Below are 24,634 nucleotides of genomic sequence, written 5' to 3'. Positions count from 1 at the left end.
CTACTTACAAGACTTCATCTAATATTCCGTAGGCTACTGCATCCGCTGCTGACATCCAGCGGTCGCGATCACTATCTGAGGCTATCTGCTCATAGCTCTGCCCCGTATGCTCACTGAGGATACGGTAGAGTTCTTTTTGCATTCCTTTGATCAGATGGTAGCTGATCTCCATGTCGGATACCTGGCCTTGCATACCACCGCTGGGTTGATGGATCATCACTCGGCTGTGGGGCAAGCCTGATCTCTTTCCGTGGGCACCCGCTGCCAGGAGAACTGCCGACATACTCGCCGAAATACTGGTGCAGATGGTAGCAATGTCCGGTCCTACGTATTGCATCGTATCATAAATTCCCAAGCCTGCGGTGACGGAACCACCAGGACTATTGATATACATTTGAATGTCCCGTTTGGGATCGGTGCTTTGTAGAAACAACAACTGGGCCTGAATAACATTGGCTACGTAGTCACTTACGGGTACGCCCAAAAAAATTATCCGGTCCATCATCAGGCGACTGAAAACGTCCATCTGCACCATGTTCAGCGAGCGTTCCTCAATTACCGTCGGGGAAATGGTCGCGTTCAATGATGGGTTGGTCTTGTTGAGGTAGTCCTCCAGGTGCATACTGCTCATCCCGAGATGGCCGACTGCGAAATGTTGAAATTCTTTTCCGTAATTCATAATGCTGGTTTTAAATAGCAGGCACACGCCTCCCCTTCAGTGGACGCTTGTCTGCTGTGCTTGATGAAATGAAATGTTTATTGATAAGAAGAAATAGCGACGAGATGTACCTACATGGGAATCTCAAACATCAACGCTTACCACCACCACTTTTGCCACCACTTTAAAGCTCGTGGCGCTGGGGCTTGATAAACCCAGGAAATAACCTCTTCAAAAGGAATAGGGTCGAGAATGCTTCTGAATCGTTCTAGCTGTTGATCTATTTTAGTGTCGGAAGGTCGATGGTTCATGATTGGAGCATTTTTGCCTAAGGGGTCGGCGAAGAATAAGTTGTCCTTTTCAGGCGAGCCATCTTTCCGCCAGACGAGACGCGAGGAGGGCGCGTAGCCCCAGCTACGCAACCGACGAAGCAACGAAGTATGGCGGTAAGAGGGCCGCATCAAATGGGGAAGTTATTCTTCACCGACCCCTTAGAAGCTTTTTATAACAATACGGAAGCGTAAATACTCAGGCGTTCACCGACGCTGAGGCGACGACCATCTTCCGCAAGGGTTTGACGCAGTTGCTGGCGGGCCCGGCTCAGGCTGGTCTTTACGGCTCCTTCACTACTTTGCTGTAGCGCAGCGATTTCCTTTATTTTAAAACCACTGATCTCATACAGTTGCAAAGCTTCCGCTTGCTTTGCTGGAAGTTGGTCAATAGCTTTTAATAGGTAGCTGATGTCCAAGGCAGTGGCTGCATCACCTAAGCGGCTTTCCAGGGCTTGCAATTGTTGTTCATCCCATTGGGCTCGGAACGGTGCCCGGCGCCGATGGTTGCGTACCAGATTGTTCACTACCCCAATCATGTACCCCAGGAGTTTGTCATGGTCTTTGATGTTTTCCCAGTTGGCCAGGGTAGCAAGTACAGCTTCCTGTACCAAATCTTCTGCTGCCATCACGCCAAAGGCCCGGCTGCGACAATAGCGTACCAACTTCTGGTGATGCGGCTCGTACCACTGTAGAAAGGCCGGTTTTGCGCTTGTATTTGCCATGTTATTCTTGTCTTTATTACTATAGTAACGTTTGAGTGGGAAAGGTTACAACGAATTAGTAATTTACTTCACGGTAAAAGCTACCGCTCCTCCTTTGCTCACGACAAATCTTCCAGCTGCATTTTCCATCAGTTCTCCTTTGGTAATGGTGATGTTTTGTGCGTCAGTAGGAGGGAGGGCTACTTGCAAGGTCCAGCGGGTATTGGTTTGGGTGATCTCTAGTTCGACGCCCTTTTCTCCTTTTTTGTAAAAAATGCTGACTTCGTTATCAGCAATCTCTACGTTTTCCAACTTGGCGTATTCCCAGCTGCTAGGCATTTGCGGATGAATGACTACTTGCTTGTTGGCCGCATCGGGTTGGATGCCGAAAAATTGCTGGACGATCGGTACCGCAAAGCTGTAGATGTTCCAGGCTTGTGTAATCATCCCGTAATCAGGAGACACCTCGTACATACTGCCAGGGAGGGCATAACTGAAACTGCGACTCATTCGCTGGAGGTAATCTAAAGCTTGGTCAGGCCGACCATAATTATTTTCTGCCACGACCTGTACACCGGTAGGGAGTGTCATCACCGCCCCTGTATAGGAAAAAGCTTTGGAACCCTTAAAAGCGCCGTCGTCAGACCCCGCCGATTCATCGCGGTCGATGCCAGTGACGAATACCCCGAAAGGATTGACAAAGCGGCGCGCCGTTTCCAGTGCTAAAATGGCCTTTTCCGGATCAGCGATCTTCATCTCCATAGGGGTATTGACGACCCAATTGTGATGAAGCACAAAAGGCTTAAGTCCAGGGGAGGGGTTTGCCAAAATACTTTCCCGGGTCCGCTTCAACTCTTCTACTGCCCAGGGTTTATCCAGGGTGTCGGCACGGATGATGGCATCTTCGATAAGATGAAGAGCTTGTTCATCGGTACCAATAAAATCGGCATAGGAGGCAAATTCCTCTGACCAAAATTCTTCATTGATTTTAGCGGCCAACTGCTGGGCTTGTTCCTGGTATTGAGCAGCTGGTTTATCTTCCCCCAGCACCCTCGCAATTTTGGCCGCATCTGCCAGCGCTCGCTGTGAATAAGCCGCCACGTCGATCATCTCACTGTCCAATCCATGAATTTCCATCATGCCAAATCCTTCCGGGAAAAGGTTTTGATTGCTGTCTCTTTCGATCATCAGCCACTGTAGCCCTTTTTGAATGGTCGGAAAATACTTCCGCAGGAAGCTCTCCTCACCATTCCAGCGATAAACCTCCCAGATCAGCGAAGCAAATTGTGGGGTCTCGTTGATATTGCCAGGGTTGAAGACAGCACCGTTGGTAGATACTTCATGGACAATCCGCCCATTACCATTGGTTACTGCCGAAAGACTATCGAGTAAAGCAATGGTTGGCAATACCACATCCTCACGACCAATGGCCATATAGCCTTTGAGGGCATATTCGCTATCAACGCCAAACCACCAGGGATAATCGGGAATACCCGCCATGATACCTTTTCCTGTTTCTGGAATGTTGCGTATCAGCCAATCGGAATTGTATTTGAGCCATTCGAATGTTTGCTGCAATTGAGGGTCAGGGATACTCAGCTTTGATTTTTCGGCTAAAGCTGCGTAGCGTTCTTTTTTATTCTTTAGAAAGGAGAGGTAGTTCGCTTGCAGCACTTTGTAAGTAGCTAATAATGCTGTTTCTGACACGTAGCTGCCGGCAATGGTAAAAGTGATGGAAGCAGTGCCATTGGGCGAGAGCGTAAGGTCGTAATGCAAGGCACCTCCTGCTCCCATTCCGCCATAAGGTGTGGATACAAGGCTGCTTTTTGTGGGCGTCTGATCTGCACCGAACTGCACATACCAGTTGTTGAGACTGTCTTTGGCCCTCCAGCTATCTTCTTCCTCCTGATAGGTCATTTGGTCTTGGCCGTCAATCATCTGTGTGCGTTCTCCTAACCAGGTGGGACGAAGATCACTGTATCCTGAGAATTGCAGCTGCACATCGCGGGTTGCGGAGGTGGTGTTTTTCAAGACAATCTGCACTACCAGTCCCTCCTTGCCATCGGGTACAAACTGCCAGCGCTCCACATTTACACCTAATTGAGGAAAGTGAAAAAGATGTTGATTGGCAAAGGGATAGTTGATAAAGATGGTAGCACTGTCAAGTGTCACGGTTTGTCCTTCTGTCGTCAAAGCGATTTCAAAACCATCCATCAGTTTGATCGGATGATCCCAGATGCCGCCCATCTCGCCGGTAAGGTGCCAGCCCAACTCTGGGAAACTACCGTTTTGATGCCCCACCATGTAAATGCGATCACCCGCTGTGACAAAAGGCGAATTCAGATAAGCCGCTTTCCCCTCTATAGAAGGACTATCGCCTACAATCGTTGAAAAATCATCCAGCGGTTTATCAGCACTACAACCAAGAAAAGTGATCGAAAAAAATAGACAAGGAATTAGGTAGCGTAGCATAGATGGAGGGTAGTTTTTGGTTAGGAAACTCTTTTTTGATTTGGAGTTTAGAAGTGGGAAGTCGGAAGTATTAGTATCACCTGGTGGCAGGGATTCTTCCTTTATAGTTCTCGTGTATATAGGTACTTCCGACTTCCGCTTTCCGACCTCCGATTTCCTAAAAAGGAATATCCTCCCCATCATTCATCTTCGACGGTTTGGTAATGATGTTGTTGAAAGGACTTTCGAAAGTGTCGCCCGGGAGATCCCCAAAGTCGGGGTCATCCATGTTGGAGAAACGGGCAAACTCTCCGGTAAAACGGAGGCGAACATCCGTAAGGGCACCCGCCCGGTTTTTGGCAACGATCAAATCGGCGACCCCTTTCAGCGATTGACCTTCTTCGTCTTCCAGGATTTGGTAGTACTCTGGACGGTAAATGAATAGCACCATATCGGCATCCTGCTCTATCGATCCCGATTCGCGTAAGTCACTGAGCATCGGGCGTTTATCTCCGCCACGGGTCTCCACTGCCCGGCTCAGCTGGGAGAGGGCAATGACGGGTACATTCAATTCTTTGGCCAGTCCCTTGAGGGCGCGTGAGATAGCACTTACCTCTTGTTCACGGTTGCCGCCTTTGTTGTCGCCACCACCACTCATCAGCTGTAGGTAGTCAATGATGATGAGTTGAATGTCGTACTGCATCTTCAAACGTCGACACTTGGCCCGTAGCTCAAAACTGTTGATACCGGGGGTGTCGTCGATAAAGATGGGCGCGTCCGCTACTTTTTCAATGGCGGTATGCAATTGTTGCCACTCGTATTCTTCCAATTGTCCGTTACGCAACTTGCTACCTGGAATCTCGGCTTCCATGGAGATAATCCGCTGAGCCAGCTGCAGACTCGACATCTCCAAGCTGAAGATGGCTACCCCTTTGTTAAAGTCGAGGGCCGCGTTTTTAGCGAGGGAGAGTGTGAGGGCTGTATTGTGCGTTACGGTCATGTCGCCCAACAGAAAGCGACGATTACCATCTATCTCAAAACCATAATAATCGCCAATACCATCATCTTCCAGCTGGATACCCGTCACTTGCCAATCGACGGGGCTTTTCCAGGGATTGGCTTGTTTACGTTTTACTTTACAGGGAACCTCGTCGATGTTACCGTAAATCCGCAGACGATAGACCGTACTGGTGTAACCAATGGATGCTATGCGGGCTTCTTTGGCTTTCAAGCTTACGCGATAGCCTAAAGAATCACAAAGAAACTTGATCTGTTGCGTCAGTGCTTTGTTCTTTTGGGTAATCTCAAATCCGTTGGATTGCTCCAGGTAATGCCCGTCGCTATCGATGAGGCCCGCCAGTAATTTCAGCCGGTTTTCTCTGGAGTTGATGAGGTAGTCTTGTGGAATATGCTTGTTGTTGAGCAGGCCCATTTCCCGCAGCTGGCCCTGCAGGGAATAGCTGCTTGGTCCGACGTCATTACTGATGCGATATTCCGGGCATTTTCCTTCGCCTTCGTAAACGTGGAGACGCATGCCCAGTTGACCTGCGTAATTTTCAAGATAAGTTACAATTTCCTCGTCTTGATTGATGATTGTACTTTCACTAGAAGAACCGTCTCCTAACCAAAGTCCCAGAAAATAAGGGGGCAGGGGTAACTTGCTTTCGGCAAAATTAACCGCTACTTTATAGCCTTTGTAGTTAGTTTTAAACTTGCCTGATCGGCTCAAATAATCGCGCACTTCAATATCTAGTACAGATCCTTTTTCTCCTCGTCCTTCCCGGCGGCTTTTTTTCAGGGAGAGGATATGGCTTTCATTGACACGGTAGTCTATGCCTTTGTTCTGCCTTACCCAGTACATTCGTTCGCTTCCACGGGCTAGTGTTAAAACGGTACGAGGGGTAGAATCATCACCCATTAGCAAATCGCCGATCTGGATGTCTTCTACTGCCTTGATCGTGCCGTCGTACATCAGTACCGGAGTACCTTTTCCGAGGCACTTTCCCATCCCCGGCCGCGCCGCCAGAATGATCAAATCCGACTTCTGGAAACCACTCGTAAGGCGGTCAAGATCGGTGAAACCGGTGGGCACACCCGTGAGGCCATCTTCGGTATCTTTGAGCTCTTCGATCTGCTTGAGGAGCTTACTGGCCAGGGCACCCATGCGGTCGACACTGCGGCCCATGTTGCGTTCAGCAATTTTGAAGAGGTTGGTTTCCGCATCGTCGAGGAGGTCGAAAACGTCGGTGGTATCTTCAAAAGCGTCGTTGATGGTTTTGGTAGAAATGCGGATCAGCTCGCGCTGGATGAATTTCTGGGCCACAATCCGGGCGTGGTATTCGATGTTGGCAGCCGAAGCCACTTTGTTCGATAATTCTGCCAGGTAGGCAGGGCCGCCGATGGCTTCCAGCTCCCCTTCTTTCTTCAGCTCTTCCATCACGGTCAACAGATCAATCGGCTGCGAGCGTTCAAAGAGCCGCAGAAAAGCGCTGTAAATCAACTGGTGCGCATCCACGTAGAAGGCGTCGTGTTGCAATACATCCAATACCTGCGTCAGAGCATCCTTTTCGAGAAGGATGGCACCAAGAATCGCTTCCTCCAGCGGTACTGCCTGTGGAGGTACCTTGCCAAAAACGTAGCTGGAAAGGTCTTCCCTGCCCTGTTTGCCTGCTCCCGCCGTACGTCTTTTTTGCTTATTATTGGATGATTCTGCCATAGCTTACAAAGCTACAATCTTTTCGGGTAACACCTGTAGGCATTTCGCATTGGGCTTTAAAAAAAAAGCGCGAAAAGGATATTTCCTGATCGCGCATTTTTCAAAGTCGGAAAGCGGAAGTGGGAAGTCGGAAATATTTTAAGCATCCATTCAATACGTCCCTCTTGGTCTTCGTGTATTACATTACTTCCGACTTCCGCTTTCCGTTTTCCGACTTTTTAATTCCCCCCCAAAATCAGCGGTAGCCCACCTGAGCTATCACCACCGACGATGATAACTTTGCTATTGGGTGAGTTGGCCAATTCCAAAGTGGCTTCAATGCCTTTGTCTTTGAGGATATTGGCGCTCAAGCTGGCGTTTAGGATCTGGTTGGCACGCGCTTTGGCTTCTGCTTCAATGATCCGACGCTCGGCTTCCTGGCGCTCCTTGGTGAGGATAAACTCGTATTTCAGTGACGACTGCTCTGCTTCCAGCTTATCTTCAATAGCCGAACGTACCTTATCCGGTAGTTGAATGTCGCGGATCAGGGTAGCTTGCAAGTCGATATTGTTAGCGCCTAGCGATTTTTCCAGTTCGGTCTGGATCAGGGTCTGCACCTCGTCGCGGCGGGTAGAGTAAAGCTCTTCGGGGGTAAACTTACCAATGGCCTCCCGTACGGCCGAGCGCACTTCGGGGCGCACCAGCGTATTGGCGTAGTCTTTGCCAAATTTTTCGTGCAGCACGCCAATTTTGTCGTACTTGGGGTTTACCCGCACCGTTACGTCGAGGGCAATGTTCAGACCGTTGTTCGAAAGGGCATCGATCTTTTCTTCGATCTGTTTTTCCCGAACATCATAGACGTACATGGTATTCCAGGGGGCCAATACGTGGAAGCCTGGAGTGTAAACCGTTGTTTTATCAATCCCTCCGTCAAAACGCCGGAAAAGTACCCCGCGCTCGCCCGCGTCAATGGTCAGAAAAGTTGCACTGGAAAAAATAACCAGCACCATAAGTACCAGAAAACCAATCACCGCAGCACTTATCAGTTTGCCTTGGCTGGTTTTGTATCGTTGATCACTCATAAAATTATTTAGCTTTTATTATCTCTACAAGGTAACAGTTTATTCCTACAAAGAGGTTTGATTTTTGGACAAGTAAAAGGTTTTAGCCGAGAAACGGCGCGATTTATTCGGCCATGTAGTACATTTACGAACAAAGCACTTGATGAAAAATAATTCCTTAACAAAAAAAACAAGGCCTAGGAATGAAACATACATTGATATTTTTACTAATCGCCACCTTTATCTATGCTTGCGGCGGTTCGGATTCTCCTGAGGGAACAAAATCTACTGAACAGACGGCAGCAGCTACACCTCAAGCCGATGGCAAAAAAATATACAAGCAATACTGCGTCACCTGCCATGGCCTTTACGGCGACATGGGAGCTAGCGGCGCTTTCAACCTTACCACCAGCGAGCTGCCATTGGCCGATCGTATCGTCGTCATCACCAAAGGACGCGGTGCGATGACCCCCTTCGAAAACCTGCTGGATGCCGACGAGATTGCTGCCGTAGCGGAATATACGCTGGAGTTGAAGAAGTAGTTTTTGAGGTACTAGATATGGAGTATTTGGTACAGGGATAAGCCGCTTGTTGGGTCCTCCCCACTCCCGCAGGGCGGGGAGGCCCATGAACAATAGAAGGAACAAGAACAAACATTAGACCACCGGGTATTAACACTAAAAAAATTACTGTTATGTCTACATTTTCGGTGGTGGGCCTCATGTCAGGTTCTTCTTTAGATGGAGCCGATCTGGCCTGGTGTACTTTCCAGTTTGCAGCGGATGATCCCGCAAAATTGCTTAGCTGGACGCTCCATCGGGGTATCACGATTCCTTATGACGAAAGTTGGCAACAGCGGCTGCGCAATGCCCCCTTGCTGGGTGGCCGAGAGCTGTGGCTTTTGCATACCGAGCTTGGGTTGCATTATGGGCGGATGCTGCGCACTTTTATTGATGAGTTGCCCGAAAGGGTAGATTTTGTGGCCAGTCATGGGCACACGGTTTTTCATTACCCTGAGCAACATACCACCACCCAGATTGGAGATGGAGCCGCGATAGCTGGCATTTTGAATATTCCTGTGATTGATCAATTTCGTGCCCAGGATATGGCCTTGGGCGGACAAGGTGCGCCATTGGCACCACTGGCTGATCGGTATTTCTTTCCCCAGTATTTTGCCTGTCTCAATCTGGGGGGAATCAGCAATATCAGCATCAAAACGGATCATGGCTACGTGGCTTTCGATGTAGGAGGGGCCAACCAAGTTTTGGATACCTTGATGCAAGAAATCGGTAAAGATTACGACAAAAACGGCGATCTGGCCCGCACCGGGCAGTTGATCCCCAAACTAAAAGCTGCTGCGGATGCACTGCCTTTTCATACACAGCCGCCCCCCAAATCTTTGGGCAATGATTGGGTGCGCGAGCAGTTGCTGCCACTTTTCCAAGATCCGCAATATGCGTTAGCAGATCGCTTGCATACCTATTGCCACCACATGGCCGGGCAGATTGGGGCAAGCCTGCGGAAAGTAGCGGAGAAGGAGAATATTGAACTGACGGATCAGCAACAACTTTTGGTAGCGGGAGGTGGTGGCTTTAATGCCTTTTTGTGTGAGTGTATCGCCGCTGCTGTTCAACCTGTACAATTAGAGATTGCCGCCGCTGATATCATCGCTTTTAAAGAAGCGGCACTGATGGCCCTGGCTGGTGCGCTGCGCTGGCAGCGGCAACCTAATGTTATTCCTTCGGTAACGGGCGCGCGTCGGGCAGCAGTTGGTGGGGCGATTCACTGGGCATGATCAGCGTTTGCGGGGCGTTTTTTGCCATGAAAGCACTAAGGCGTCGGCGAAGAAAAGTATAAGAAAATGAAAAATGAAACCAGGCAGGTATCTCCTTCCTTGTCGTTGGTACCAGTGACGGAGGCGAATGCTGTCACGATTTTACCCCTCATGCAGGCCTGTTACCCTCCTGTATACGCGCACTTGTGGGAGGATGGTGGTACGTGGTACTTGAACGAAACGTATCGCGAGGAGGCCGTTTTGAGGGATTTGGCGGAAACCGATGCTCCTTACTGGATCGTACAGTGGGAGGGTCACCCTGCGGGCATTCTGCGGTGGCATCTTCATCAGCCCTGCCTGGATTATCCAGCGGAAGCTGGCCTAAAGCTCCATCGTATTTACCTGCACCCAAGTACCCACGGGAAGGGTATTGGGCGGGAGTTGCTTACCCTGACGGATAGAGAGGCCCAAAGCCTGGGCAAGTCGCTGGTGTGGCTGGAAGCTATGGATACGCAGCAAGCGGCGCAGGGCTTCTACGAAAAAATGGGATATCAAGTGACGGGTACACTGCGTCTGAGTTTTGAACGGATGCACGAGCACTATCGGGGGATGATTAGGATGACGAAGGTATACAAGATGTAAAAGTTGGGTGAGTGTAAGGGTGTAAAGGTTGTTATTTTTGCCAGTGGCATCAACGCCCTCTATGCACTACCCAAAGCGACGATGCAATCGCCTCGTATCCAATACCATTCCAGAAGAATGCTGAAATTCGAACTCATAAAAGAAACGATGACGATGTTAAAATTCATATGGCGTATCCTATTGTTCGTTCTTCTTAGCGTCGTTACCCAGGTGGGCGGAGTGGTGTATGTAGGCAGTTTGCTATGGAAACGTTGGCAGCCTAGTGCGCGGTGGGGTTGGACCTATTTTCCTGCCTTGTACTTGCTGGTGTGGTTGGTGCTTCCTTTTTTTGCTCGCTTAGGTGGGCGGGTAGCATTGCCCTATGGTGCTACGCAGGAGGTACCTTTACAGGCCCAAAGCAGGTTTACGGTGCTGGCTAACCGGCATTATGTGAGTCCGACGCTGAAAGCGGAAGTGATTGCGGTGGCCCAGACCCTGGCTGCGAAAAACCCAGGGATGGTGATCACCTATCTGGATGCCAACTTCCCATTTATGGACGGCTTCCCTCTGCTGCCTCATCGAAGTCATAGCGATGGACGAAAGCTTGACTTGGCTTTTTTTTATCAGAAGGGAGGTGAACTTAGGAGTAGGGCACCGGGCTTCTTGGGGTATGGTCGCTGTGCTGCTCCGAAACCGGGTGAAAAGAATCAGCCTGGAATTTGCGCAGATAAAGGCTACTGGCAGTACAGTATTTTGTCATTGCTGGCAAAACCGTTTTTGGGGCAACAGTACGTTTTAGCGGAGCCGGAAACAAGCCAATTGGTTGATGCCTTTGCTCGGAGAAAGGGAGTTGGGAAAATATTTTTGGAACCTCACTTGAAAACGCGCTGGAAACTTAGCAGCTACGGGAAGATTCGTTTCCACGGATGTGGCGCGGTGCGGCACGATGATCATTTGCATGTGCAGTTGTAGAAGTCGGAAAGCGGAAGTGGGAAGTCGGAAATGAGACACACGTAAGTCCTTTAAGGGCGTAGGCGTAAATGCTACTAGGCGTATAAAATACTTCCGACTTCCAATTTCCCACCTCCGACTTAAGCTACTTTCTGCGGCACCGTCCGGGCCAGCACTTGTTCATACTGCTTGATAATCTGCTGCGGTGTACTTGTGGCGGGCATGTCGAGCATAAGGTCGTAACAGGTGGGGTTGGAGGCTAGGGGGCCAATTTTAAGGCCGGCGTGGGTATGGAGGGCTATGTACTCGGTAAACCGGGATGATTGGGGGAAGAGGCAGATGAGCACCTCAAAGTCATGTTGAAGCCAGTGGGAGATAGCTTCCCCTTTGGGGCGTTGGGCCCAATCGATCTGGCGGAGGGTGAAAAAATCGAAGGAAAAGGTGGCCTCTTTGTCAGCGGTAGAGATAAAGGCCAGGGTACTCACCTTTTTTCCTTGTTTGCGTAGGCTATCAGCATAGGCGAGAATCTTTTTGCGATAATCAATATCCGTTGCATCGAAGAGGATGCCGATGGTTTTGGCTTCTTCGATGTTACGAGGTGTCTGACCTTTATTACGCGCTGGTTTAGCAGGTAAGGACTTTTGGTAAAACCGGTCTTTGATTCGATCAATGATTCCCATAGATGCAGCAACAAGTCATGAAAGGAAGTTGTTTATTCCTTCACCACGTCGTAAACGCCAATATTAGCGTATTTATTGATTCGTGCTTCAATCCTTTCTTCCGTATCCATTTCCTGGAGTTCCGCAATGGCTTTTTTGAGCTGGCGCTTTAGGATCTTGGCCATTTCCTCCGGATTGGTATGTGCCCCACCGATAGGTTCCTTGATGATGTCGTCGATGATGCCGAAAGAGAGCATATCGTCAGCCGTCAGCTTGAGGGCGTCAGCCGCTTGTTCTTTGTAGTCCCAACTACGCCAAAGGATAGAAGAGCAAGATTCTGGTGAGATCACCGAATACCAGGTATTTTCGAGCATGAACACTCGATCACCCAGTCCGATACCAATAGCACCACCACTGGCTCCTTCGCCGATCACGGCACAAACGATAGGTACTTTGAGCTGTGCCATTTCGAAGAGGTTGCGAGCAATAGCTTCCGACTGGCCGCGTTCTTCTGCTTCGATACCCGGAAATGCCCCCGGCGTGTCGATCAGACAAATGACGGGATAGTTGAAGCGTTCGGCGAGTTTCATCAGTCGCAGGGCCTTGCGGTAACCTTCAGGATTGGCCATGCCGAAGTTGCGGTACTGTCGCATCTTGGTATTCACACCCTTCTGGTGGCCAAGGATCACGACGGTCTGCCCATCGAGGTTAGCGATGCCGCCAACAATAGCTTTGTCATCTTTGAAGTTGCGATCTCCGTGCAATTCGATAAACTTACGGCTCATCTCCCTGATATAGTAGAGGGTGTAGGGCCGCTCGGGGTGCCGGGACAGTTGTACCCGTTCCCAACCTGTGAGGTTGCCGTAGATTTCTTTGCGGGTAGCTCGGATTTTGTTTTCCAATTCCTTGATAGAATCAGACATGTCCAAATCCCCTTCTTCGGCCACTTGCTGGATTTTTTCCAGCTGCTCATATAATTTCTCTAAAGGCTTCTCAAATTCCAGGAATACCATATAGTAGACGTTTTACAGCCCTCCAGCAAAGCATCGCCTGCTGGTTCGAACTTCTTAAGTGCTGGGCAAAGGTAGTACAAAAGGATAAATGAGAAAAAGAGAAATTTTTTTCATTTCCTTAAATTGTTCATTATCAGAATCTTTGTTGTTGTTGAGCTGTGGAAAAAAGAAAGAAAAGCAATTTTTTTTCATCCAGCTATTGCACGGAATGAAAAAGCGTCTTAAATTTGCACCGCTGACGAACAAATGAGTTCATTGATTCAGCAAAAAAAACTACGGTTCGGTAGTTCAGTTGGTTAGAATACGTGCCTGTCACGCACGGGGTCGCGGGTTCAAGTCCCGTCCGGACCGCAAAAAGCCTCGAAGCATCGCTTCGGGGCTTTTGTATTTTACTTTACCTCCATTTTATTCAGCCCTGTCCATCCTTCTGGCACGCCACTGGTCAGATACTGGCGGCATTCTTTTAAAAACAATTGAGCGGTAAGGTCTTCGGGGCTTATGTTGATGACTTCTTCGAGGATTTTTTGGGCTTGCTGGAAGTCTTGAGCGAAGAAGTGTTGTAGGCCTTCATTGAAACTGCTTAGTGTTTTAATTTTCAATTCCAGCAATTGGGGTGCATCGCCATCAAAACATTCGTAGACGCCCACGGGGCGGTTTTTCCCTTTCAGTTGTACCTTTCCCAAGTAGCGGAAATTGAAGTCCTCTTTAGTGCCAATACCGGTTAGGCTATCCTCACTAAAGAGAATGTTGGTGGCGTAATGTTTATTGAGGCTTTCCATGCGGGCAGCAGTATTGACGGTATCCGAGATCGTAGCGGCATCCATGCGTTTATCGTCTCCGATGATGCCCATGACCAATTTTCCGGTGTGGAGGCCAATGCCGGAGGAGATGGGCCGTCGCTGCCGTTTTAGCCGTTCTTTATTGTAGTGCTGCAGGGTCTTTTGGTAGTCGATGGCTGCTTGCAAAGCATCCCTTGGACTTTGTTTAAAAATGGCCATGATGGCATCTCCCAGGTACTGGTTGATAAAACCGTGGTTTTGGTCTATGACGGGGCCCATTCGACTATTAAAAGCCTTGACAAATTTGAAATTCTCCTCCGGTGTCATTTTTTCCGAAAGGGAAGTGTAGTCCCGGATGTCGCCAAAGAAGACAGTTACATCCCGCTCTACCAGATCGCCCAGACGTACTTGCGTGATATTGTCTTTACCCAAGGTTTGCAAAAAAGCATTGGGTACAAAACGACTGCTGGCCTGGTTGAGGGTGTGCAGGTTGAGCAGGTTTTTTATACGAGCGAGAAATTCTTGTCTGGAAAAAGGCTTGGCCAGGTAATCGTTGGCACCTGTGTTTAATCCCTCTACCAGATCTTTGACCAGATTTTTGGCGGTGACCATGATAATGGGTAATTCTGAGGGCAGGTATTTTTTTCGAATCTGCTCACATACTTCGTAGCCCGACATTCTCGGCATCATCACATCCAGGACAACCAGATCGAAGCGCACGGGGCCGTCAATCGCTTTAAGCGCATCGGCACCATTCAAGGCCGTAGTAATCTGGTAATGGCTGGCATCCAGGTGGTTATTGAATACGTGTTGATTAAGCGGCTCATCGTCTACAATCAAGATGTTGACTTTTTGTTCTGTTGAGGCTGCTGCCACTTCGTCGACGGCTGGCTCGCTGTCACCAAGAAGGGGCAGTAATTCATGGGTGGAGGGTTCGTGTTCCAATGTTATAGCAACCGGGGCTTCATCAGTTTTAGGCAAACTAAAATGAAAGGTAGTTCCTTCTCCGGGCTTTGATGTCAGGCTTATCTCTCCCTTGTGGAGGTCAACCAGGTATTTGGTGATAGACAAACCCAGACCAGTGCCTGCAAATTCCCGCACGGAGGAACCGTCTTCTTGCTGGAAGGCTTCAAAAATAGTTTCGTGTTTTTCAGGTGCAATACCGATACCCGTATCTGTGACGGAAATTTTGATGACCTCTACGGCATCCTGTGCGGAAACGGTGATGCTGCCTTCGTTGGTAAATTTGATAGCATTCCCGATCAGGTTGTGCAATATTTGCTGCAAGCGGTCTTCGTCGGCCAGTACAGAGGGTAGATCAGCGGGGATGTTGTTGATCAAGCTAAGCTGTTTGGCCTTGGCAAGGGGTTGATTGATCCGCAAGACCATTTCTGTTAGCGAACGAACATCCAGAGGTTTTAAGATCAACTGCAATTCTGCATGCTGCAACCTGGAAAAATCCATAATATCATTCACCAATTTGTGAAGCCGCTTCCCTGCTGATATTAGCATAGACAGGTTGTCTTTCAGCACCTCGGGGCTTACTTCTTTTCTTTTTTCCTGTAGCCATTCCGCGATTCCGATAATTCCGTTTAGAGGAGTTCGGAGTTCGTGAGAGGTATTGGCCAGAAACTGGTCTTTCAAGCGGTCAATTTCTTCCAATCGGGCTACGCGCTGTCGCTCGATTTCTGCCAATTTTTGCTGTCGCTTGAAGCGAGATCGCTGCCAACCGGCCAGGATTAAGAACAAAAAAATGCCCATTATGGCGAAGGCGAGGTTGCGGATATTTCGTTCTTTTTGTAAGAGTAAGGCATTTTCTACCGCCTCTTTTTCCAGTTGGAGTGCTTCTTTTTCCAGTTCGGCCCTTTCCTGACCCACTCGGGCCAACTCGGCTTCTTTGCGCAGTTTATCCTCGATGGTCATGGCCAGTTCGTCCGCCACTGCAGCTTTCTCTGCAGCAATTTGCAGCTTTTCCTGTTCCGATAGGTTCAGTTCATCCTCTTTGACTTCGATCACTTTTTCGAGTTCAGCCAGTTGCTCGGAAGTCTGGCGCAGGTCTATTCTCGTTTTGATCTGCTTGTACATGGCTTCCACCTCGGCCATCTTCCTGGGACGATTGGTACGTTGGTAAATGGTTTTGAGTACCTCCAAGCCGGCCAACGCCGCCGGATAATCGTTGGCGGTGCGGGCTGCTTCCAAACCCGTATTGACAATGCGGATGGCTTTTATGTAGTTGTTGGCGTCTCTTTCAAAGATACCCAACTGTACGGCACTGGTGCTGATTCCTTTAAGGTAAGCAAGTTTGTTGCTCAGCGAATAGGCTTCTTCGGCATAAGCCTTGGCCTGCGCAGGCTGCTCAAATTTCAATTGTTCCGTTAAGGTATTGAGGATATCCACGCGCTTACTTCCCTCTACAGACCTTAGCTGCTGTTGTAATGCCGTGGCATCTACAGACTGACTGTAGAGGGAGGAAAGAGAAGTAAGGAAAATGACAATGAAGATAAGACAGGATAACCTCATCATATTCGGGTTCTGATTGTATGTCTACATTTACGTAAATGATATTGAAATGTTCAAAACCATTGACTATTCTTAAAGTTGGAAGTGCGAGGTTGGTAGTCGGAAGTAAGTGAGATACACGAAGAATAAAGAGGAACATGTCTCCACTAGAGGGACCAAATATTTCCGACTTCCGCTTTCCGCTTTCCGACTTTAAAAAAACCTACACCACCCAACCCTCGAACCATCTAACCCTTACCCCCTAAATACCGAAAAGCCATCATCGTCAGATCATCATGCGTAGGAGCACCATCGACAAAAGCGGCCACTTGCGTTTCCAAGTTGCAGACCAGGGATTTCACGGTGGGTTGCTGAAGGCTATTCAGTGATGCTTCTATGCGGTCGTTTTCAAAAGCCTCGTGGTCGTGGTTGTAAGCTTCCGGAAGGCCGTCGGTATAGAGGAAGAGGGTGTCGCCCGGCTCTAGTTGCAGGGTGGCTACCTCGAATGGCGCTTCCTCTACCACGCCGATAATTGGCCCGTTTGGTACTGCTAAAGGCTGGAATACTTCGCCACTTAGGGCCGCGAAGGGTGGATGATGACCTCCGTTGGCGTACTGTAAAATGCCCGTTTTAAGGTCGAGGATGCCCGCCCAAAGGCTGACAAACATCATGTCTTTGTTCTTTTTGAGCAAAGTTTTGTTTAGCGCAGGCAGCACTTCCCCGAAATCGGGACAGTTACTGACCAGAAACCGGAGCGAGGTAAAGGCGCGCATCATAAACAGTGCTGCTGGCATTCCTTTACCTGTAGCGTCGCCGATGGCGAGGTAGATGCGATCTTGGTCCAGCGCGATAGCGTCGTAGAAATCTCCTCCTACAGCGCGAGCTTGCTGTGTCTGGGCGTAGACTTCAATTTCAGGACGTTGCGGAAAGAGGTTGGCTCCGTTGGGGACAATATTAGCCTGGATATTCCCTGCCGTTTCGAGGTCTCTCCTTAGCTGTTGGTACTTTAGTTGTTCCTCAATTTCTTTGATCAGTGCCTGGTTGTTGCGGTGCAGGCGTTGAGCCATGATACCCATCAGGTTTTTTACGCCTTGGCGGCTGATGGCCAGGTGGGTCCAGAAAACATCTTCAGTCATCACCAACACCTCGCTGTCGATATGGCAAACTGCGGTGGCGGAAGTTGGGCGTTCTTCGATCAAGGACATTTCTCCGAGGCACTCGCCAGGATGAATGGGGATAGCTACTTGCGTGTTGGCCTTTTGTAGGATAACTCGGAGTTCTCCATTCAGCACTAAAAAGAGGGAATGATTGGTCGTACCGGGATGGATGAGGATTTCTCCAGCTTGCAACTGTCTGACCGTACTCTGTTCTACCACTAATTCAATAAGCTCTTCCGGAAAACCGCGGAAAAGCTCTTGCTGGGCAACTTTTTTAGTTATGGTAGAAGATGGTATCATATAGCTGTAAAAATAGGCTATTTTTTGGGTTTGTTTTGTTTGCCGTAGCATAATTGAAAAATCCCCTTCTCTGACAATTTTTGTGGTCAAGCTAAAGCGAAAATTGTAAGCGACTGATAAAGAGCATTATTTTTGTTTTCGATTAACCTCTAAACACAAAAAAATGTCAGAGAATCAAAAATCCAACGTCATCGTCCCCCTTTCCAACTTCCTTTCCCTTTCTAATGTTACCATACCATCATCAAAAACAAAAACATGAAAAACCTGACCTTCACCAACGAAGATGAAATGCTTGTGGAGCATGAATTATGTAAACAAGCAACAAAGTGCTTTCATTGTATGGTTGCTTGATAGATAAGAGTCTAATAATGATTTTAAATTCCATTACTATTTCCCGCATATTATTTTTGACGTTTTTTTCTAGTTTTTTTACTTTTATAGTAATATGACTAAAGAAAGACCAGTAGGTGTCATCAAGGGATTTGGGCGTTCGGTATTGTCACAAAAGCATCGTATGCAACAGGCAGGAAAAACCTTTTTTTTAGGGATCGGTATTAATACCTATAATAATGGTTGGCCTCCTTTGCGCAATGCGGTGCGCGATGTGAAGACGATTGCTGAAATTCTCGAAAAGGATTACGGGGTACAACAACTTCAGCTGTTATTAGATGAAGATGCGACACGTGAGAATATCCTCCGTGCCCTGGACGATTTAGCGGATTCCATCAGTGCTCCGGATAGCCTAATTGTCTACTACGCCGGACATGGGCATCTGAACAAGCGAGAAAGAGGATTTTGGGTGCCTCATGATGCAAAAGCCAATGAATTGGGGGCGCTGATCCCCAATACCACCCTCCGAGATCACCTGCACGACATAAAGACGTTGCATACTCTACTCATCTCTGATGCCTGTTTTTCCGGTTCTTTGTTGGTCCGTAGCAAGGATAATATGGGGGGACTGGCGATTAGTGAACTGGCTCAGCTCCCCTCCCGTTGGGCTATTTGTTCCGGTCGACACGATGAAGTCGTCGCGGATGGGCCCGCAAATGGGCATAGCCCTTTTGCGCAGAGTATTCTTGATGTGCTCCAAAAAACGGAGGAGCCCTTCTTTACGACGGATCATCTTTATATCCAGGTGCGTAACCAAACCAGAGCCAATTACGACCAGCTCCCCGATGGTGGAGTGCTAATGGGGATTGGCCACGGGCGGGGGATGTACGTCTTTACGAAAAAATTGAATGAACAATTAGCCTGGGAAGAAGCACTGCAAGTAAATACCGTTGCGGCTTACGAGCATTTTGTTCATCTGTTTCCAGAAGGAAAAAAGGTAGAACAGGCAAAAGCTACGCTACTACGCCTGAATGCGGAAGCAGCCTGGCAAAAGATTAGTCATTTGCCCGATACCAACCTGGCAGAAGTGAAGGCGAAAAGTAATCAACTGCTGCGCTTCTGTGAGCAATACCCGCGCAGTATCCATTATCAGACTGCGATACGATTGGGGGAGAATTTGGATGCTAAACGGGAGTATCTGCGGGCTTACAATAGTATCTTTAAATTGATGAAGTTGGCGGAGGAACGGGGGCCTTATTTGTCAAATATTGAAGAACGTCTTAAGGAGTTGAAAGCGCAAAGAGTGCAGGAACAGGAAGCAACTGATGCTATACAAGTTGCACCCTCAGTACCAATAGAGAAAAAGGTCAGGCCTCAGTGGTCTACTTTGAAATTTAAAGGAGGATTACCATTGTTGTATGAAGAAAAGGAACGTCGACCATTGAAAATTGTTAAAAGTGGCAAGGATGGCTTCTACGTGTTGAAACAATTCATCGAACTACCGTTAGCAAATACCAAAACAGATTTTATCGACGGCCAGAATAAGCCGGTGAAAGCAAGTGTACTAGGCACTAGGCATTTTATAAATTTACAAATAGTACCACAACCTTTGTCGGAAGGGCAGCTGAGCCTCGTTGCCAAGGGGAAAGCATTGAGATACCAAGTTTCCTTAAAAAGCATTGTAGGCCAAGCATATAAACATATCTACGCGCTAGAAGATAGTAGCACAGAAAAGTACCAAATAGACCTTGAAAAAGGAACGCAGCAGTTGTTAAATCTTCCTGCAGGGTACCCTGTGTTGATCAAGGAGAAAACCATTTTTGCCAGCTTGTTAGCCCTTGATTACAGGCGTATCATGCTTGTTGTTTTTTTAGGTGTTTTTTTGGCGGTAACCGTCAAATACCTGACAGACAAAGCCTTCACCCCACGAGGTTCTACGCCAACAGGCTTGCAATTTGATACCCTTAGTGCTACACCACCCTATAAGTCTGAGCCAAGCCCGGTGCGGGAACCACTTGAACTTTCTGCGGAAGACAAAGTGTTGTATGAGGAAGCTAGGAGCTACCGGATTACAGCTAGAGCAGAGCTAAACACAAAAACCTACGATGGCGTAAGAAAAATCTTTGATCGGGTAAAAATTGAAAACTACATCAGTCAGCTAGGTGGAATTGCTTCCCCACCACGAGAAGTCACGAAATTGATAGAGGAGCTCTTCGAAATCAATAATGACTATTTCCAAAACGGCTACAGCAAAAAGGAGTATGAACTTATCATTCACAAAGTCAAGGTCAATACTAAAACAGGTAAACCAGAAACGGCTACCGATATTGCCGCTCAGCGAAAAATAACGTTGGCGGAAATTATCAAATACAACCCGAGAGAATTAGACCAAAAAGGACGAATACTGAGAAACCCTGACGGTTCTCTCCCTACACTAGTCATTTACCGAAAGCTGGACTGATTTGCTGTTGGTTCGCCGTAGTGCTGGACGGCATTTACGGCGAGGTATCCAGGACGCTGGTAATTTTGATTTTGGTGTCCGATAAAGTTATTATATTTACCCAGGACACTTTATAGTTTTATTTCCTAAGATCCTTCATCGAAGTCTGACCATATGAATAAGTCGCTCATTGCTAATTCAGGAATCCAATTCATTGAGATAAACTTATCTATTCAACACGATACACCACTGCTAAAGAAGAAAAAGGCACTGGCCGAAATGGTGTATAAAGATAGTGATAACGAAGAGGTAGAAGTTGTTTTCCCTTACTACCGAGGGGATACCGGGGAGTTTGTCATAAAAGATGCCATCAATAAAGACGCTTTTGACCGCGATGGCCGGATTGATGAAGAGAAAATCCTGGCTGATTATTCCCTGCCCATCGACGAAGAGCGTATCTACAAAGTCTCCTATCAGGAAGCCCTGGACATTTACGAAGAGACATGGTTGCCCGTGCCCTTTTTGAACAGTAATTTTCGGGGAGAGAAGGATGAGGATACCCTTGATTTTGGACCGCTTTGCTGGGCAAGAATGTATATCGCCAAGCTCGCACCAGGACGTGGGGAACCGAATGATACACACACTTTGGTGTTGGCGTTTGATACCTCCGTTCGGGATCCTTTTGAAGAAACCTTTTACGAGAACCTCCGCTACGAAGACACGACCTCAGGAGGAGAGATAAAATTCAGGACCCCCAAGTCCGATGAGTTTATTTCCAATTTTTATTCGCAGGAATGGGTGCAAGACTGGTTGGAGGATATCTTCCAAACCAGGGTGGAATCTGGCGTTTATCAGGACAAGGGTAAATTCTTTTCCAAATTTGCCTGTGCTTACCTGGCATTGATTGGGATGTTGAACGAGCTGAAGGCTTTTCCAGTGATCAAGGTTTTCAACAGTGATGAGCGCAGTATCGACGTAAGCCTCGTACTAGACATTGGGAACTCCCGGACTTGTGGCCTGATCCTGGAAACTTCCGAAGTTGGGCGGGAACAGTTTGATACCAAGAAGGCGCAACGCCTGAAAATCAGGGATCTTTCTACACCCAACCGAACTTATGACCGGCCTTTTGATATGAAGGTGGCCTTTACGGAGCAGGTTTTTGGGGATGAAGAATTCACGAAAGCGGTTACGGAAAATAAGCAGTTCTTTTTGTGGCCAAGTTTGGTGAGAGTGGGTCCGGAAGCTACTCGCCTGATTGCCTTAAACGGAAACGACCAGGATGCCCAATTCTATCTCTCAAGCCCTAAACGGTATTTATGGGATACCATGCCCAACGAAATCCCGTGGAAGAGTGTAAGAATCAATACCAGAGGGCGCCTCGCTTTCCAGGAGGTCTTCTACGGTATTTCTCACAGTTTTACAGAGAGTGGCAAATTAATTGTTTACAAACCGGAAGGCGTAGATCGTATTACCAAGGTAAATGGCAGGTACAATCTCGATTATACCCAGAACGGTACTCCGGTGTTGAAGGATGAAATACGCTACCGTAAAAAGCAGACGGAAGTGCCTATTCCTGCACCTGGCTCGCCAAAGTATGCTCGTTCCTCCCTGATGACCTTCACTATTTTTGAATTGCTGCTGCACGCTCTGTCACAGGTCAACAGCCACGAGTATCGGGCGTTGCTCAACCATGAGTCGGTTGCTCGACGTCTCAAAAACCTGGTGCTTACCTGCCCTACGGCAATGTCTGAAACCGATCAGCGGCAGCTGAGAAATGCGGCTGATGATGCCATTGATTTGCTGAAAATATATTTTGACGAAACCTTCATCGACGAAGATCTCAAAATTATTCCTGAACCGGTCAACACTACCAGAGAAGCGGAAGAACCAGCTAATTGGATGTACGATGAGGCCACCTGTAGTCATCTGGCCTTTTTGTACGGAGAGATTGATTATCGCTTCAACGGAGAAGCGGTCAAGTATTTCGATGTTTGTGGGAAGCAAAATCGCGCACTGCAATTTGGCAATGAGAAAAGTATCACGATAGCAAGTATTGATATTGGTGGAGGTACTACCGATGTGATGATTTGTGCTTACCAGATTGACCCAGAATCTAATGGGGAATTGATTATTCCTCAGCCGTTTTTTTGGGAAGGCTTCAATTTGGCGGGAGATGATATTATGCGGAGTATAATTGAGCGTTCGATCTTGCCACAGATTTATGATTTTGCTGTTAAAAGAGGTTGTAGCCGCACCCAAGCTAAAGCGGTCATGAGCGACCTCTTTGGTCCACACACGGGTGAACGATTTAATATCAAAGAAGTCCGGTTAAAGAACCTGGCGGTAAACCAGCTGATCACACCGATCGTCTACGCTTTTATTGAGCATCTTACGGAGAACAAAGCTTCGGATTCATTTAAATTTGACGACTTTTTCTATGATTATCCGCGGCCAAGCAAGGAGGTTATTCAGCAGATAAATGACAAGTTTACCAGAGCTGGCGCTACCAGGTTCAATATTGAGCGAATGGTCTGGCAGGTTGAAGTAAGTGCCCTTAATGATGATATCCTTAAAGAAATAGGCAAACTCCTGACCCACATCAGTGCAATCATTGCGCAATACGAATGTGATACCGTACTGCTAGCAGGGAAACCTACAAAAATACCTGTACTGAAAGAGTTGATGGTACGGAATTTACCCGTGTCCCCCGATCGGATTGTCACCCTGGGCAACTATCGAATCGGAAATTGGTATCCTTTTTCCGATTCTCACCACATGATGAACGATCCCAAAACCATTGTATGTGTAGGCGCTGCTATTTCTCACATGAGCGAAATGGGGCGATTAGGCCGCTTCCGGTTTAATACGGAACCGCTAAAAGTAGTCAAATCAACGGCTAATTTTATTGGAAAATATACACAGAACAGTGCACGGATCAAGAAAGAAGAAGTATTCCTGTCTGCTGGAGAAGACACTGGCAAAATCAAATTCAGTGGTGCAGACTTACTGATTGGTAAACGACAACTGGCGGATAGCAACTGGCGGGCCGCACCCATTTATCAAATTAAACTGAAGGATAAAAACTCAGCCCAACAGTTGCGGAATAGAATGCTGGAGGCTCCTTACACGATTTCTGTAGAACGCTCAGCGTTTAGCAAGGAGGAACTGAATTATGACATTATTGCTGAAGATCGTAACGGAAACGAATTTAATTTTGATGATTATTTCATCCTAACTCCACAAAGCCTACAGGACGAGTTTGGCTACTGGCTGGATACAGGGTGTTTCTCTCTTAATATTCTTAAGGACTAAATAAATCAGAAGAATGGAAAACCTGAATTTATGAGAGAGCGACGTCTGATCAGAAGGAGATTAGTAAAGAAGAAAGAAGATCATTCCATAGAACGTACTTCTTCCTCTTCACACAAGGATACTCAAGAAGAGCTTATCCCTGAATTTCAATATGTTGAAACAGTTTTGAGCAAGTTGTCCGTAACGGAAGTGGAACAACTAATTATCCAATTAAAGACACATGCGGTTGTCGCCCATGAGGAGGCGCCTCTCGAATGGTTGAAAATACACCTTGGAATAATCATCAATAAAAGTACTACTGTACCGGCACTGATGAATCCTAGTGATGAAGCCCCTCTTCCTTTGGATCATGCCGTTGCCTCAAATTCAGGGGAGGAAATACCAGCAGAAATTGTAAGTAAGCACACTAATGATAGTGTTGGAGCTGGCTTTTTTTATGATCATCAAGAGGAGGAGGCTACCCAAGAACTATTGTCTTTTTTTAAAACTGAAGAAGCAGAATTAGAGGATCTAGAAGAGCATAAGTACTTAATGGACTTAGCAGCGACACTTGCTCCTTATTGGTACCAATTGTTGGCAACAGGAGAGGCCAACACGAGCAATGAATTGACGCTGGTACAGGAATTGCAAGAAATTCTTTCCGCTTTCTTAGGCGAGATTAAAGAATTTCACCATCCTACTCGCAAAAGGTTACTCATGTTACTGGCGAAGCAGTGCAATAGCTACCTCGTGGAATTGGAGTTTATTTCACCCGAATACTTCGCTAAAGTGGATCCTACTTACCATAATGTCTTGGAGGAAGCCGGCTCCCGGATTAAAATAGGCTACTCTTTTTTAGTGATTCGAAAGGCGAATTATCAAGTCGTTTTCAAAGCGGATGTGATCACCTATTAATGCGGAA

Annotated in this window: 17 protein-coding genes and 1 tRNA gene; 8 read left to right on the top strand and 10 right to left on the bottom strand. The window is 47.6% G+C overall.

Features of this window, described 5'->3' with window-relative positions; genetic code table 11:
• Window positions 1–4 precede the first annotated feature (4 nt).
• The 6 genes from AB0L18_RS04315 to AB0L18_RS04290 form a co-directional block, all read right to left on the bottom strand.
• Complete coding sequence (locus AB0L18_RS04315) at window positions 5–679, bottom strand: ClpP family protease (RefSeq protein WP_367391353.1); 675 nt, start codon at window positions 677–679, stop codon at window positions 5–7.
• 137 nt (window positions 680–816) lie between these two features.
• A complete protein-coding gene (locus tag AB0L18_RS04310) occupies window positions 817–1,119 on the bottom strand; it encodes a hypothetical protein (RefSeq protein WP_367391352.1) in 303 nt (100 codons plus the stop codon).
• 41 nt (window positions 1,120–1,160) lie between these two features.
• Window positions 1,161–1,712, bottom strand: a complete 552-nt coding sequence (locus AB0L18_RS04305) for an RNA polymerase sigma factor (RefSeq protein WP_367391351.1) — start codon at window positions 1,710–1,712, stop codon at window positions 1,161–1,163.
• Window positions 1,713–1,775: 63 nt separating this feature from the next.
• Window positions 1,776–4,163: a glycogen debranching protein gene (locus AB0L18_RS04300; RefSeq protein WP_367391350.1), complete on the bottom strand. Its 2,388-nt coding sequence runs from the start codon at window positions 4,161–4,163 to the stop codon at window positions 1,776–1,778.
• Window positions 4,164–4,320: 157 nt separating this feature from the next.
• Window positions 4,321–6,858, bottom strand: a complete 2,538-nt coding sequence (gene dnaB / locus AB0L18_RS04295; RefSeq protein ID WP_367391349.1) for a replicative DNA helicase — start codon at window positions 6,856–6,858, stop codon at window positions 4,321–4,323.
• Window positions 6,859–7,076: 218 nt separating this feature from the next.
• A complete protein-coding gene (locus tag AB0L18_RS04290) occupies window positions 7,077–7,919 on the bottom strand; it encodes a prohibitin family protein (protein ID WP_367391348.1) in 843 nt (280 codons plus the stop codon).
• Window positions 7,920–8,101: 182 nt separating this feature from the next.
• On the opposite strand from AB0L18_RS04290, the gene AB0L18_RS04285 reads away from it, so the two are divergent.
• From AB0L18_RS04285 to AB0L18_RS04270, 4 genes are all read left to right on the top strand, one after another.
• On the top strand, window positions 8,102–8,440 hold the full coding sequence (locus tag AB0L18_RS04285) for a cytochrome c (protein ID WP_367391347.1): 339 nt from the start codon (window positions 8,102–8,104) through the stop codon (window positions 8,438–8,440).
• 152 nt (window positions 8,441–8,592) lie between these two features.
• On the top strand, window positions 8,593–9,693 hold the full coding sequence (locus tag AB0L18_RS04280; protein WP_367391346.1) for an anhydro-N-acetylmuramic acid kinase: 1,101 nt from the start codon (window positions 8,593–8,595) through the stop codon (window positions 9,691–9,693).
• Between the two features lie 66 nt (window positions 9,694–9,759).
• Window positions 9,760–10,314: an N-acetyltransferase family protein gene (locus AB0L18_RS04275; protein WP_367391345.1), complete on the top strand. Its 555-nt coding sequence runs from the start codon at window positions 9,760–9,762 to the stop codon at window positions 10,312–10,314.
• Window positions 10,315–10,467: 153 nt separating this feature from the next.
• On the top strand, window positions 10,468–11,265 hold the full coding sequence (locus AB0L18_RS04270; RefSeq protein WP_367391344.1) for a hypothetical protein: 798 nt from the start codon (window positions 10,468–10,470) through the stop codon (window positions 11,263–11,265).
• A gap of 119 nt (window positions 11,266–11,384) precedes the next feature.
• On the opposite strand, the gene AB0L18_RS04265 is transcribed toward AB0L18_RS04270, so the two are convergent.
• Entirely contained in the window at window positions 11,385–11,924 is a 540-nt protein-coding gene (locus tag AB0L18_RS04265) for a hypothetical protein (RefSeq protein WP_367391343.1), read from the bottom strand.
• 32 nt (window positions 11,925–11,956) lie between these two features.
• A complete protein-coding gene (locus AB0L18_RS04260; RefSeq protein WP_367391342.1) occupies window positions 11,957–12,916 on the bottom strand; it encodes an acetyl-CoA carboxylase carboxyltransferase subunit alpha in 960 nt (319 codons plus the stop codon).
• A gap of 277 nt (window positions 12,917–13,193) precedes the next feature.
• On the opposite strand from AB0L18_RS04260, the gene AB0L18_RS04255 reads away from it, so the two are divergent.
• Window positions 13,194–13,267: transfer RNA gene (locus AB0L18_RS04255), tRNA-Asp, on the top strand.
• Between the two features lie 38 nt (window positions 13,268–13,305).
• Here AB0L18_RS04255 and AB0L18_RS04250 read toward each other — a convergent pair.
• Window positions 13,306–16,218, bottom strand: a complete 2,913-nt coding sequence (locus AB0L18_RS04250; RefSeq protein ID WP_367391341.1) for an ATP-binding protein — start codon at window positions 16,216–16,218, stop codon at window positions 13,306–13,308.
• Window positions 16,219–16,442: 224 nt separating this feature from the next.
• Window positions 16,443–17,651, bottom strand: a complete 1,209-nt coding sequence (locus AB0L18_RS04245) for a PP2C family protein-serine/threonine phosphatase (protein WP_367391340.1) — start codon at window positions 17,649–17,651, stop codon at window positions 16,443–16,445.
• 445 nt (window positions 17,652–18,096) lie between these two features.
• Between AB0L18_RS04245 and AB0L18_RS04240 the strand changes: the two genes are divergently transcribed.
• From AB0L18_RS04240 to AB0L18_RS04230, 3 genes are all read left to right on the top strand, one after another.
• Window positions 18,097–20,442, top strand: a complete 2,346-nt coding sequence (locus AB0L18_RS04240; protein ID WP_367391339.1) for a caspase domain-containing protein — start codon at window positions 18,097–18,099, stop codon at window positions 20,440–20,442.
• 153 nt (window positions 20,443–20,595) lie between these two features.
• The gene (locus AB0L18_RS04235; RefSeq protein ID WP_367391338.1) at window positions 20,596–23,733 is read left to right on the top strand and encodes a virulence factor SrfB; all 3,138 of its coding nucleotides are present in this window, start codon (window positions 20,596–20,598) and stop codon (window positions 23,731–23,733) included.
• A gap of 30 nt (window positions 23,734–23,763) precedes the next feature.
• On the top strand, window positions 23,764–24,627 hold the full coding sequence (locus AB0L18_RS04230) for a hypothetical protein (protein WP_367391337.1): 864 nt from the start codon (window positions 23,764–23,766) through the stop codon (window positions 24,625–24,627).
• The last annotated feature ends 7 nt before the right edge of the window (window positions 24,628–24,634 follow it).

This window comes from Lewinella sp. LCG006 (assembly GCF_040784935.1).
GTDB lineage: Bacteria > Bacteroidota > Bacteroidia > Chitinophagales > Saprospiraceae > Lewinella.
This window is presented reverse-complemented; position numbering and strand designations above follow the sequence as displayed.